The sequence below is a fragment of the Streptomyces sp. MMCC 100 genome (assembly GCF_041538145.2).
GTDB lineage: Bacteria > Actinomycetota > Actinomycetes > Streptomycetales > Streptomycetaceae > Streptomyces.
Genome location: NZ_JBGORK020000001.1, coordinates 2,182,116 through 2,193,936 on the forward strand (window position 1 = coordinate 2,182,116; position 11,821 = coordinate 2,193,936).

The following is an 11,821-nucleotide window of genomic DNA, read 5'->3' on the forward strand; positions in this document are numbered from 1 at the left end:
TTCGACTGGATGCTCCGGGACCTCTACGACGGCGTTCCCGGTATCGAGATGATCGTGGTGCTCTCCGCCGACGGCCTGCGCATCGCCCGCTACTCCGGCGACCCGGACGCCGCCGACCGCGTCGCCGCCGCCTGCGCCGGCCTGCAGAGCCTCGCGAGCGCCGTCAGCCAGGAGATCCCCACCAGCGACGGCGACATGAAGATGGTGCTCATCGAGATGAACGGCGGCTACTTCTACCTGATGGCCGCGGGACCCAACGCCTACCTCGCCGTGCTCTCCGACGTCCGCTGCGAACCCGGCCGGATGGGCCTGAGCATGGCCGACCTGGTCGCCCGGATCGGCCCCCACCTGACCAGTCCCGCACGGCGCAACGGGCAGACCGTATGACTCCTCCCAGGCGCCAGAGGCGATCCCCCGGGCCGGACCGGCCCGCCGCGCCGGCCCCGCCCCGCGCACCCGCCGAGGAAGGCGAGCTCCCCAACCCCGAGCGGCTCTTCGTCATCGGCGGCGAAGGGGGCGGCGAACGCGCGGACATCGACCTCGTCACCCTGATCGTGGCCCGCGCCGACCCCCCGGTGTCCGCCACCCCGGAACAGGCCGCCCTGCTGCGACTGTGCGCCGCGCCCCTGTCCACAGCCGAGCTGTCGGCCTACCTGAGCCTGCCGTTCAGCGTGGTGACCGTGCTGCTCACCGACTTGCTGGCGAAGGAACTGGTGCAGGCCCGCGCCCCGATCGTCCGCCAGAAGGTCGCCGACCGAAACCTCCTCGAAGCGGTGATGCATGGACTTCAAAAGCTCTGACACGATCCCGGGCCCACGGACCGAGGACCGGCTGCCGCACACGGCCGAGGCCGCCGTGAAGATCGTCATCGTGGGCGGCTTCGGGGTCGGCAAGACCACGATGGTCGGCTCGGTCAGCGAGATCAGACCGCTGACCACCGAGGAGACGATGACCCAGGCCGGCATCGGCGTCGACGACAACTACGGTTCCGCCTCCAAGACGGCCACCACCGTCGCCATGGACTTCGGCCGCATCAGCATCACCGACGAACTGGTGCTCTACCTCTTCGGCACGCCCGGCCAGGAGCGTTTCTGGTTCCTGTGGAACGGCCTGTTCGAAGGGGCCCTCGGCGCGGTCGTCCTCGTCGACACCCGCCGCCTGGAGGTCAGCTTCGATGTGATGGGGCGCCTGGAGGAGCGCGGCGTGCCCTTCGTCGTCGCCGTCAACACCTTCCCCGACGCGCCCCGTTACCCCGTCGCGGAACTGCGCACCGCGCTCGACCTGCCCGAGGAGATCCCCATCCTCGACTGCGACGTGCGGCGCCGGGCCTCCAGCCGGGACGTCCTGATGACCCTGATGCGCTTCCTGCACTCCCTCGCCATGAAGGGCGCGCTGACCTGAGCCGCGTGCCCACCGACACCCCTTTGACGTGAACCACACCCTTTGCTGCGGAGCGAGACTGTGACGCCTGAACGCCACTCCCCGACCGGAACGGGCGAACCCCTGCTCGAACCACCCCCCGGCTGCCCCGCGCACGGCCTCGGGCCGGGCGGACTGCACCGGCTGCACGAGGCGGACGACCTGGAGGAGCTGTACGAGAAGCTGCGCGAGCGGCACGGGCCGGTGGCGCCCGCGCTGCTCCACGACGACGTACCCATGTGGGTGGTCCTCGGGCACGCCGAGAACCTGCACATGGTCAGCACCCCCTCCCAGTTCTGCCGCGACAGCCGGATCTGGACGCCGCTCAACGAGGGCATGGTCAAACCCGACCACCCGCTGATGCCGCACATCGCCTGGCAGCCCATCTGCTCCCATGCCGAGGGCGACGAGCACAAGCGGCTGCGCGGGGCGGTCACCAGCGCCATGTCCGACCTCGACTTCCGGGAGCTGCGCCGGCACATCAAGCGCTACACCCAGCGCGTCGTCAACCGGTTCTGCGAGGAGGGCCGCGCCGACCTGGTCGGCCAGTTCGCCGAGCATCTGCCGATGGGCGTGATGTGCCACCTGCTCGGCATGCCCGAGGAGTACAACGACCGGCTGGTGGAGGCCGCCCGCGACACCCTCAAGGGCACCGAGACGGCGATCGCCAGCCACGCCTACGTCATGGAGGCACTGGGACGGCTCACCGCCGCCCGACGGGCCGAACCGGCCGACGACATCGCCGGCCACCTCGTCACCCACCCGGCCGGCCTCACCGACGACGAGGTCCGCGAACACCTGCGGGTGGTGCTGCTGGCCGCCTACGAGGCGACTGTCAACCTGATCGCCAACGTGATGCGGGTGGTGCTCACCGACCCGGGCTTCCGCGCCCAGCTCAGCGGCGGGCAGATGACGGTGCCCCAGGCGGTCGAGCAGTCCCTGTGGGACGAGCCGCCGTTCAGCACGGTCTTCGCCTACTTCGCCAAACAGGAGACGGAACTCGGCGGTCAGCGCATCCGCGCCGGCGACGGCCTGCTGTTCGGCATCGCGCCGGGCAACGTCGATCCGCGCATCCGTCCGGACCTGGACGCGAGCATGATGGGCAACCGCGCCCACCTCGCCTTCGGCGGCGGCCCGCACGAGTGCCCCGGGCAGGACATCGGGCGGGCCATCGCCGACGCCGGCATCGACGCGCTGCTGATGCGGCTGCCCGACATCCAGCTCGACTGCGACGAGGACGAACTGCGGTGGCGGTCGTCGATCGCCTCGCGGCACCTGGTGGAACTGCCGGTGCGGTTCGAGCCCAGGGCACAGCAGGACATCAGGCAGCAGCCGAGCCACGCCCCCGCACCGGCGCGGCGCGCCCCCTGGCACGTCGGCATCCCGAAGCCGGAACAGCGGGCCCAGCCGCCCCTCCCGTCCCACCCGCCGCAGCCCGTGTCGGTGACGGCCGCGGAACCCCAGCAGGTGCCGGAACCGGACGGCCCCCGCCCCCGCGGTGCCTGGCAGCGCTTCCTGCGCTGGTGGCGCGGCTACTGACGGCCGTCCCGCTCCTCGTACGCCGCCCAGTCCTCGTACGCCGTCCAGGCGCCGAGGGACCGGCCGCTGCGGAAACGATGCTCGCTCCCCGTGACCGGATCGGTGAACGCCAGCTCCCGCGCGAGCAGTTGCAGCGGGCGCCGGAAGTCACCGGCCGGCACGGGGGCGGCCACCTCGGGATACAGGGGGTCGCCGAGGATCGGCACGCCGAGCGCGCTCATGTGCACGCGCAGCTGATGGGTCTGGCCGGTACCGGGCACCAGCCGGTACCGGCCGAGCCCGCGTTCCGGTCGGTGGGCGAGCAGCTCGACGCGGGTGACGGCGTTCGGCTCGCCGTCCACCTCGCGGGCGGCGAGGACGCCGCGCTCCTTCAGGATCCGGCTGCGGACCGTCCGGGGGAGGGCGAGCGAGGGATCGTACGGGGCGACGGCCTCGTACTCCTTGCCCACCCGCCGGTCGGCGAACAGGCTCTGGTACGCGCCGCGTTCCTCGGGGCGCACGGTGAACAGGACCAGCCCCGCCGTGAGCCGGTCGAGGCGGTGCGCGGCGCCGAGCGCCGGAATGCCCAGCTCCTGGCGCAGGCGCGCCAGCGCGGTCTGCGTGACGTGGCCGCCGCGCGGGGTGGTGGCCAGGAAGTGCGGCTTGTCCACGACGACGATGTGCTCGTCGCGGTGCACGACCTCCAGCGGGAAGGGCACCGGCACCTCCGCGGGCGGCTCGCGGTGGAACCACACGAACATGCCCGGCCCGTACGGCGCGTCGCCCGCCACGGGGCGCCCGTCCGCCCCGACGAACAGCCCGGCGTCGAACATGCCGTCCACCACGCCGGCGCCCGCGCCCGACAGCCGCTCCGCCAGGTACTCCCGCACCGTGGGCCACGGCCCGTCCGCGGGCAGCCGCACCCGCACCGCGTCGATGCCGTCGCGCTGCGGCAGCGGCGAGGGCGGGGGAGGGGTACGGCGTCTCATCACCTGCCAGCGTACGAGGCGGTGACGTGCGGCGGTGGTCCGAGGCAGTGGTGACCGTCCCGGAAAACCGCTGGGCCGCCGGCCGCCCCCGTTGGCAGGATGCCGCCATGCCCTACTTGACCCGCCCGGTCCTCCCCGCCGGCACCCTTTCCCGCACCCCGCAGCCCGCCCTCCCCACCGGCGACGGGCTGGTGCTGCGCCCGTGGCGCACCGAGGACGCGCCCGCCGTGCACGCGGCCTTCCAGGACCCGGTGATGCACCAGTGGCACGTCCGCGCCGCCGACTCCGAGGAGGAGGTACGGGGCTGGATCACCGAGTGGCAGCAGGCGTGGGAGCGGGAGCGCAGCGTCCAGTGGGCGGTCGCCGACGCGGCCGACGACCGGCTGCTCGGCCGGGTCGCCCTGCGGCAGGTACTGCTCGGCGACGGGGTGGCGGAGATCGCCTACTGGACGACGGCGGGTGCCCGCGGCCGTGGCGTCGCCGCGCGGGCCACGCGAACGCTCGCCCACTGGGCCCTGGACGAGATCGGCTTCCAGCGCCTGGAACTCCTGCACGCCGTGGCCAACGAGGCCTCGTGCCGAGTGGCCCAGAAGGCAGGCTTCGCCCTGGAGGGCACCAAGCGCAGCGCCCTGCTCCACCCCGACGGCTGGCACGACATGCACCTGCACGCGCGCGTGCGCGGCGACTGAGTGGGGCGCGTCGTCGCGGGCCGACCGGACGCGCCGGGCGCGGTGGGACGGCGGGGCGTGGCCGGAAGCGTGGTCGCGGGCCGGCGAGCCCGCCGGGCGGTCCGGCGGTCGGGCGGCGGGTGCGCGCTTGCCCGCTGGGCACGGACGGGCCGGCTTCGGGCGTGGGCGCCTCTGGTGGACCACAGCGCAGGGCCCTGCTCCACCGCGACGGCCGGCACGGCATGCACCTGCACGCGCGCGTGCGTGCGCGGCGACTGTGAGAGGGCGCGTCGTCGCCGGCCGGGCCGGGCGGTGGGGCGACAGGGTTCGCGCGGCGTGATCGGAGTGTTGCCGCGCGGGGCAGGCGGGCGGGATCGGCTTGCGGCGCGGGAGTCGCCCTGGACGGCACCGAGGGCGAAGTCGTGCGGCCGCGGCGGGGGGAGGGACGTTACGCCGCCGTCGTGCCCTCCTGCTCGGCCTCGATGACGGCGTTCCACTCGCGCTTCGAGGCCTGCCAGCCGTCCTCGTTGTGGCCGAGCCGCCAGTAGCCGGAGATGGACAGGTCCTCGCGGGGGACCTCGCGCTCCAGGCGCAGGTACCGGCGCAGCTCCTTCACGCAGGCCGCCTCGCCGTGGACGAACGCGTGCAGCCTGCCCTCGGGGAACTCCAGCGCGCGCACGGCCTCGACCAGGGCCTGCCCGGTCGGACGCCCCGCGCGGTGCAGCCAGACGACCTCCACGTCGGAGTCGATCTTCTGCTCCTCCTCGGGCCCCTCGACCTCGACGAAGGCGAACGCGCGGGTGCCGTCGGGCAGCGCCTCCAGGGAGCGGGCGATCGCGGGCAGCGCGCTCTCGTCACCGGCGAGCAGGTGCCAGTCGGCGGCCGGGTCGGGGGCGTAGGCCCCGCCCGGGCCCATGAAGTGGACCCGCTCGCCCGGCCGCACACGCTTGGCCCACGGCCCGGCAAGACCCTCGTCGCCGTGGATGACGAAGTCCAGCGCCATCTCGCGGTGCTCGGCGTCCCAGTGGCGCACGGTGTACGTCCGGGTCACCGGCCACTGCTCGCGCGGGAACTCCTCGCGGATCCGCTCCATGTCGAAGGGTTCCGGATACGTCGCGCCCCCGGAGGGGAAGAGCAGCTTCACGTAGTGGTCGGTACAGGTGTCCGCCGAGAACGCGGCCAGTCCCTCGCCGCCGAGCACCACGCGCTGCATGTGCGGGGTCAGCCGCTCGGTGCGGACGACCTGCGCGGTGTGCGGCTTGCGCGGCTTGCGTGCCGGACGGTCTGCCATGACGGCCTCCCTGTTACCTGCGGGTGATTCCCTGAGTTAGGTATACCTAAGCTAGCATCCCGGTCTTGCTTGTCGCTCAAGAAACGGTGGCCGCGCTGCACGGCTCAGGCGGTGAGCGTGGTCAGCAGTCGCTGCAGTGACCCGCCGAGCCCCCAGCGGGCGGCCAGCGCGTCCAGCGCCCCGGCATCGCGCGGGCCGTGCGGCAGCGCCGTGTCGGCGTCCGGCAGCGGGACGTCGTCCGCCACCCGCACGACCTTCGGGGCGACCGCGAGATACGGCCCGGCCTCCGTCAGCCGCTTGCGCTGCGAGGGCGTGAGTTTCGCCTTCGCATCGCCGACGGCGGCCTGGATCCCGGCCAGGTCCCCGAACTCGGCGAGCAGCTTGGCCGCCGTCTTCTCGCCGATGCCGGGCACGCCGGGCAGACCGTCGCTCGGGTCGCCCCGCAGCAGCGCCAGATCGGCGTAGCCGCGCCCGTCGACGCCGTACTTCTCGCGCAGCTCGGCCTCGTCGACGAGGTTGAGCGTGCCGACCCCCTTGACCGGGTAGAGCACGCGCACGCCGCGGGCGTCGTCGACGAGCTGGTAGAGGTCCCGGTCGCCGGTGACGATGTCGACCGGGCCCGTGGCCCGCGCGGTGTAGGTGCCGATGACGTCGTCCGCCTCGTACCCGCAAACGCCGACGCGGGCGATGCCGAGCGCGTCGAGGACCGCCTCGATGACCGGCACCTGCGGGGACAGGGTGTCGGGCACCTCCTCCTCGTCGGGACCCGCCGGGCGTTCCTGGGCCACCCGGTGCGCCTTGTAGGAGGGGATCAGCTCCACCCGCCAGTGCGGCCGCCAGTCGGCGTCCATACAGGCCACCAGCTGGTCGGGGCGGTGGTCCTTCACCAGGCGGTCGATGAAGTCCAGCAGCCCGCGCACGGCGTTCACCGGCGTGCCGTCGGGCGCCTTCACCGAGTCCGGCACGCCGAAGTAGGCGCGGAAGTAGAGGGAGGCGGTGTCGAGAAGCATCAGTCGTCCGGTCACGCCTCGCAATCATGCCGCAGGTCGTGTGGGTGGACGGGGGAGGACGTGTGAACTGGCTCACTTAAATGTTTGGCGTATAAGCATCGGGGCAGGCGCGCAGCCGGGCCGAAGCTGGTTGATGCATTCAACTGTTAGGGAGGCTTCGCACCCTGCCCCTGCCCCCGAGCCAAGAGGTAAGCGTGTCAGCGAGACTAGAGGCCGAGAACCTGTACAAGGTCTTCGGCAGGAAACCGGATCAGGCAGTCGAACGACTGCGCCAGGGGGACGTCCGGAAGGACCAGGGAGACGTCCGGGAGGAACTGCGCACCGACGGCACCACGGCGGCCGTCATCGACGCGTCCTTCACCGTGGAGCCCGGCGAGATCTTCGTGGTCATGGGCCTGTCGGGATCAGGAAAGTCCACGCTGCTGCGCATGCTCAACGGTCTGTCGGAGCCGACCGCCGGGCACGTCCGCTTCGGGGGCCAGGACCTCACCGAGCTCAGCGACCGCGATCTGCGCGAGGTCCGTTCCAAGAAGATCAGCATGGTCTTCCAGCACTTCGCGCTCTTCCCCCACCGCAGCGTCCGTGACAACGCTGCCTACGGTCTTGAAGTGCAGGGCGTGCCCCGCGCCGAGCGCGAACGCCGCGCCGACGAGGCGCTCGCCCTGTGCGGCCTGGCCGGCTGGGAGAAGTCCTGGCCCGACGAGCTGTCCGGCGGCATGCAGCAGCGTGTCGGCCTGGCCCGCGCCCTCGCCACGGACGCCGACCTGCTGCTGATGGACGAGTCCTTCAGCGCCCTCGACCCGCTGATCCGCCGCGACATGCAGGACCAGCTGCTCGACCTGCAGAAGACCCTGAAGAAGACCATCGTCTTCATCACCCACGACCTCAACGAGGCCATGCGCCTGGGCGACCGCATCGCCATGATGCGCGACGGCCGGATCGTGCAGATAGGCACCGCGCAGGACATCCTGATACGTCCCGCCAACGACTACGTCGCCTCCTTCACCAAGGACGTCGACCGCTCCCGCGTCCTGACCGCCGGCGCCGTCATGGAGGCCGACGTGCGCGGCGACGAGGCCGACTGCGACTGCGAGACCGCCACGCCCGGCACACCGTTCTCGGAGCTGTGCGCGATCAGCGCCCGGGTGCCCCACGCGGTGGCGGTGCTCGACGGCGACCGCCGGCTCGTCGGCGTCGTCCCCGCCCAGCGCCTCATCGGCTTCCTCGGCGACGAGGACGTCGCTCCCGGCGTCTGCCAGTCCCCGCGGGACAAGGGCGGCAAGAAGGTGATCAGCCGTGCCTAGGATTCCCCTCGGTGACTGGGTCAACAGCACCGTCGACTGGCTGCTCGACAACGTCTCCTGGCTCTTCACCTTCCTCAAGAGCCTCTTCACCGGCGCCTACGACGGCATCAACGCCGTCCTCCAGGCCCCCGAGCCGCTGCTGCTCGCCGGCATCTTCGCCGTGCTGGCCTTCTGGCTGCGCGGCACGGTCGCCGGTGTCCTCTCCTTCGCCGGATTCGCCTTCATCGACTCCCTCGGTCTGTGGGAGAACGCGATGGTCACCCTGGCACTCCTGCTGGTCGCCACGATCATCGCCCTGGTGGTGGCGGTGCCGGTGGGCATCTGGGCGGCACGCTCGGACCGGGTCAGCGCGTTCGTCCGGCCGGTCCTGGACTTCATGCAGACGCTGCCCGCGATGATCTACCTGATCCCGGCGATCCTGTTCTTCGGGACCGGTTCCGCCCCGGGCATCGTGGCCACGCTGATCTTCGCGCTCGCCCCCGGCGTCCGCATGACCGAGCTGGGCATCCGCCAGGTCGACAAGGAACTGGTCGAGGCGGCCGAGGCGTTCGGCACCACGCCCCGCAACACCCTGCTGCGCGTCCAGCTCCCGCTGGCGCTGCCCACGGTGATGGCGGGCGTCAACCAGGTCATCATGCTCGGCCTGTCCATGGCCGCCATCGCCGGCATGGTCGGCACCGGCGGCCTCGGCGGCGACGTCATGGAGTCCATCGGCCAGCTCAACGTCGGCCTCGGCGCCGAGGCCGGTGTGGCCATCGTGATCCTGGCGATCTACCTGGACCGCATGACCAGCGCGCTGGGCACGCACGTCTCCCCGCTGGGCCGCCGCGCCGCAGCCAAGGCACGCGCCGCCAAGGGCCTGAAGATCTGGTCCTACCGTCCCCAGCCGCAGGTCGCCGTGATCGGCATCGTGATCCTCGGCCTGGTGGCCGGCGGCATGGGCCTGTTCGGCGGCACCGCCGACGACACCGACACGGCCGCCGACGGCAAGAACATCGGCGCGGGCAAGAAGGTCTCCATCGGCTACATCCCCTGGGACGAGGGCGTCGCCTCCACGTTCCTGTGGAAGGAGATCCTCGAACAGCGCGGCTTCGAGGTCGAGGCCAAGCAGTTCGAGGCCGGCCCGCTCTACACCGCGCTCGCCCAGGGCAACGTCGACTTCCAGACCGACTCGTGGCTGCCCACGACCCACGAGCAGTACTGGAAGAAGTACGGCAAGCAGCTCGAGGACCTCGGCTCCTGGTACGACGAGACGTCCCTGGAGCTGACCGTCCCGGCGTACATGAAGGACATCAACTCCCTCGAGGACCTCAAGGGCAAGGCCGACCTCTTCGGCGGGAAGATCACCGGCATCGAGTCGAGCGCCGGCGAGACGAACCTCCTCAAGACCAAGATCCTCAAGGAGTACGGTCTCGACAAGGAGTACAAGGTCGTCGACAGCTCCACGCCGGCGATGCTGGCCGAGCTGAAGCGGGCCTACAGCAAGCAGGAACCGATCGTCGTCCCGCTGTGGTCCCCGCACTGGGCGTACAACGACTACGACCTGAAGAAGCTGAAGGACCCCAAGGGCGCCTGGGGCAAGGGCGACGGCGTGCACTCGCTGTCCCGCAAGGGCTTCTCGGACGACAACCCGGTCGTAGCCAAGTGGCTGAAGGACTTCTCCATGACGGAGAAGCAGCTCACCAGCCTCGAGGCCGAGATCAACAAGGCCGGCAAGGGCCAGCAGCAGGAGGCCGTCCGCACCTGGCTCAAGGCCAACCCGGGCGTCGTCGACAAGCTCGCCCCGGTCGAGGGCGGCACCGGCGCCACCCCCGCCGAGGCCAAGCAGACCCTCGACGTGGCCTGGTTCCCGTGGGAGGAGGACGTCGCCGTCACCTACCTGTGGAAGAACGTCCTGGAGCGCCGCGGCTACAAGATGAACCTGAAGCAGATGGACGTCGGCCCGGTCTACACCGGCCTGGCCTCCGGCGGCATCGACCTCAACTTCGACGCGTGGCTGCCCTACGCCCAGAGCAACTACTGGAAGAAGCACAAGGACAACCTCACCGACCTGGGCACCTGGTACGAGCCGACCTCCCTGGAGGTCGCCGTCCCCTCGTACGTCAAGGACGTCAAGTCCCTCGCGGACCTCAAGGGCAAGGGCGACCTCTTCGACGGGAAGATCATCGGGATCGAGCCCGGCACCGGTGAGATGCAGCTGCTGAAGAACGAGGTGCTGCCGGGCTACGGCCTGGAGGACGAGTACGAGGTCGTCGACGGCTCCACGCCCGCCATGCTGGCCGAGCTCAAGCGCGCCCTCGCCAAGAAGGAGCCGGTCGCGGTCACTCTGTGGTCACCGCACTGGGCCTACAGCGACTACGAGCTGACCAAGCTGAAGGACCCCAAGAAGGCCTTCGGCGAGGGCAACACGATCCGCACCATCTCCAGCAAGAAGTTCCCCGAGCAGTACCCGCAGCTCACCGAGTGGATCAAGAACTTCAAGATGAGCGAGGACGAGCTGGGGAGCCTGGAGGCCGAGATCAAGGACCGCGGCCAGGGCCACGAGGAGGAAGCCGTCGCGGCCTGGCTGAAGGAGCACCCGGACATGGTCGGCCGGATGACCCCGCAGTAGCCCGGACCGGGGTACTCCGCGGCACGTGGTGCTCGGTGTACTCCGTGACGGTCACCCCGAGGGGTGGGCCCGGCGGCGCCTCCTGACGGCGCGCCGCCGGGCCCACCCCTCGAGTCGTCCTGGAGCCGGACACGGTAAGGATTCGGCCAACCACGGAGCGCCAACCCCGCGCCTGAGCAGGACCGCGCCGGGGCCGGATCGGCTGGCGGGAACACGGAAGGCCGCCCGCGCCTTGAACCGACAGGGCCCGCGGACCGTCCCGCCGGTGGCGAGAACCGTGAGGTCGCGGCCACCGCACCGTGACATCGATGTGACGGCCGCATGAAACAGTTTGCCGAACATGCGTAGGGTGCAGAGAACTCATCAGGAGGACGGCGCCCCGCACGGGACACGTCGACGGCACGACGACGGGTGAAGGAGGGAGCCGGAGCGATGGGCGACCACAAAGATCAGCACCTCCGGGTGGGCGCGGCCGTACGGCGGCGGCGCCGGGACCTCGAACTCACCCTCGCCGTGGTGTCCGAGCGCAGCGGCCTGTCCGTGCCCTTCCTCAGCCAGATCGAGAACGACCGGGCGCGGCCCAGCCAGAGCTCCCTGGAGAAGGTGGCCGACGCCCTGCGCACCACCGCCGTGGAACTGCTCGCCGCGGCCGACCCCGCGTGCAGCGTCGACGTGGTCCGCGCCGAGGACCCCGACCCCGAACTGGCACCCAAGGTGCGCTCGCTGGTGCGCGGACACCACCAGATGCACGCCTCCGAGTTCACCGGCGACCACGACGCCGGCCGGGAACTGCAATACCGCAACGACCAGTTGATGTTCGTCGCCGAGGGCGCCGTGGAGATCGAGGCCGAGGGCCGCGCCTACCGGCTCGGGCGCGGCGACACTCTGTACCTCACCGGCGGGGTGCGACACCGCTGGCGGGCCACGGTGCCCGACACCCGCCTGATCGTCGTCGCCGTCGCCGAGCACATCGAGGCGGTCCGGGAAGGCCCCCGCAGGTGAGGGCGCACG

General features: G+C 71.4%; 11 protein-coding genes. 8 read left to right on the plus strand and 3 right to left on the minus strand.

The features are described 5' to 3' along the window. Positions 1-9 precede the first annotated feature (9 nt). The 4 genes from ABS735_RS10050 to ABS735_RS10065 are packed head-to-tail and all read left to right on the plus strand — an operon-like array spanning position 10 to position 2,958. A complete protein-coding gene (locus tag ABS735_RS10050; protein WP_167308645.1) occupies positions 10-387 on the plus strand; it encodes a roadblock/LC7 domain-containing protein in 378 nt (125 codons plus the stop codon). Then, positions 384-800, plus strand: a complete 417-nt coding sequence (locus ABS735_RS10055) for a DUF742 domain-containing protein (protein WP_373906434.1) — start codon at positions 384-386, stop codon at positions 798-800. The genes ABS735_RS10050 and ABS735_RS10055 overlap by 4 nt, the downstream gene beginning before the upstream one ends. Next, positions 781-1,401: a GTP-binding protein gene (locus ABS735_RS10060; protein ID WP_115741270.1), complete on the plus strand. Its 621-nt coding sequence runs from the start codon at positions 781-783 to the stop codon at positions 1,399-1,401. Before ABS735_RS10055 ends, ABS735_RS10060 begins: the two co-directional genes overlap by 20 nt. Positions 1,402-1,461: 60 nt before the next feature. Continuing rightward, positions 1,462-2,958: a cytochrome P450 gene (locus ABS735_RS10065; RefSeq protein WP_373906433.1), complete on the plus strand. Its 1,497-nt coding sequence runs from the start codon at positions 1,462-1,464 to the stop codon at positions 2,956-2,958. Here the strand turns inward: ABS735_RS10065 and ABS735_RS10070 are convergent. Continuing rightward, positions 2,952-3,926 carry an RluA family pseudouridine synthase gene (locus ABS735_RS10070; protein ID WP_373906432.1) on the minus strand — a complete coding sequence of 325 codons (975 nt, stop codon included), beginning with the start codon at positions 3,924-3,926 and terminating at the stop codon, positions 2,952-2,954. The genes ABS735_RS10065 and ABS735_RS10070 overlap by 7 nt on opposite strands. Positions 3,927-4,033: 107 nt before the next feature. Between ABS735_RS10070 and ABS735_RS10075 the strand changes: the two genes are divergently transcribed. After that, positions 4,034-4,615 (plus strand): GNAT family N-acetyltransferase, encoded by a 582-nt coding sequence (locus ABS735_RS10075; RefSeq protein WP_373906431.1) that lies wholly within the window; start codon positions 4,034-4,036, stop codon positions 4,613-4,615. A gap of 427 nt (positions 4,616-5,042) precedes the next feature. On the opposite strand, the gene ABS735_RS10080 is transcribed toward ABS735_RS10075, so the two are convergent. Both ABS735_RS10080 and ABS735_RS10085 read right to left on the minus strand, forming a co-directional pair. Then, the gene (locus ABS735_RS10080) at positions 5,043-5,885 is read right to left on the minus strand and encodes a siderophore-interacting protein (protein ID WP_373906430.1); all 843 of its coding nucleotides are present in this window, start codon (positions 5,883-5,885) and stop codon (positions 5,043-5,045) included. Positions 5,886-5,989: 104 nt separating this feature from the next. Then, a complete protein-coding gene (locus tag ABS735_RS10085; RefSeq protein ID WP_373906578.1) occupies positions 5,990-6,895 on the minus strand; it encodes a 5'-3' exonuclease in 906 nt (301 codons plus the stop codon). Positions 6,896-7,089: 194 nt separating this feature from the next. Here ABS735_RS10085 and ABS735_RS10090 point away from each other — a divergent pair, with 194 nt between their 5' ends. The 3 genes from ABS735_RS10090 to ABS735_RS10100 all read left to right on the plus strand — a co-directional run bounded on the left by ABS735_RS10090 (position 7,090) and on the right by ABS735_RS10100 (position 11,812). Beyond that, entirely contained in the window at positions 7,090-8,199 is a 1,110-nt protein-coding gene (locus ABS735_RS10090) for a quaternary amine ABC transporter ATP-binding protein (RefSeq protein ID WP_373906429.1), read from the plus strand. Then, positions 8,192-10,810: an ABC transporter permease/substrate binding protein gene (locus ABS735_RS10095; protein WP_373906428.1), complete on the plus strand. Its 2,619-nt coding sequence runs from the start codon at positions 8,192-8,194 to the stop codon at positions 10,808-10,810. Before ABS735_RS10090 ends, ABS735_RS10095 begins: the two co-directional genes overlap by 8 nt. A gap of 432 nt (positions 10,811-11,242) precedes the next feature. After that, entirely contained in the window at positions 11,243-11,812 is a 570-nt protein-coding gene (locus ABS735_RS10100) for a helix-turn-helix domain-containing protein (protein ID WP_373906427.1), read from the plus strand. The last annotated feature ends 9 nt before the right edge of the window (positions 11,813-11,821 follow it).

Bases quoted from the DNA above. Each gene is read 5' to 3' on its own strand.
- ABS735_RS10050 (WP_167308645.1), top strand. From the start codon at position 10: ATGCTCCGGGACCTCTACGACGGCGTTCCCGGTATCGAGATGATCGTG.
- ABS735_RS10055 (WP_373906434.1), top strand. From the start codon at position 384: ATGACTCCTCCCAGGCGCCAGAGGCGATCCCCCGGGCCGGACCGGCCC.
- ABS735_RS10060 (WP_115741270.1), top strand. From the start codon at position 781: ATGGACTTCAAAAGCTCTGACACGATCCCGGGCCCACGGACCGAGGAC.
- ABS735_RS10070 (WP_373906432.1), bottom strand. From the start codon at position 3,926: ATGAGACGCCGTACCCCTCCCCCGCCCTCGCCGCTGCCGCAGCGCGAC.
- ABS735_RS10075 (WP_373906431.1), top strand. From the start codon at position 4,034: ATGCCCTACTTGACCCGCCCGGTCCTCCCCGCCGGCACCCTTTCCCGC.
- ABS735_RS10080 (WP_373906430.1), bottom strand. From the start codon at position 5,885: ATGGCAGACCGTCCGGCACGCAAGCCGCGCAAGCCGCACACCGCGCAG.
- ABS735_RS10085 (WP_373906578.1), bottom strand. From the start codon at position 6,895: ATGCTTCTCGACACCGCCTCCCTCTACTTCCGCGCCTACTTCGGCGTG.
- ABS735_RS10100 (WP_373906427.1), top strand. From the start codon at position 11,243: ATGGGCGACCACAAAGATCAGCACCTCCGGGTGGGCGCGGCCGTACGG.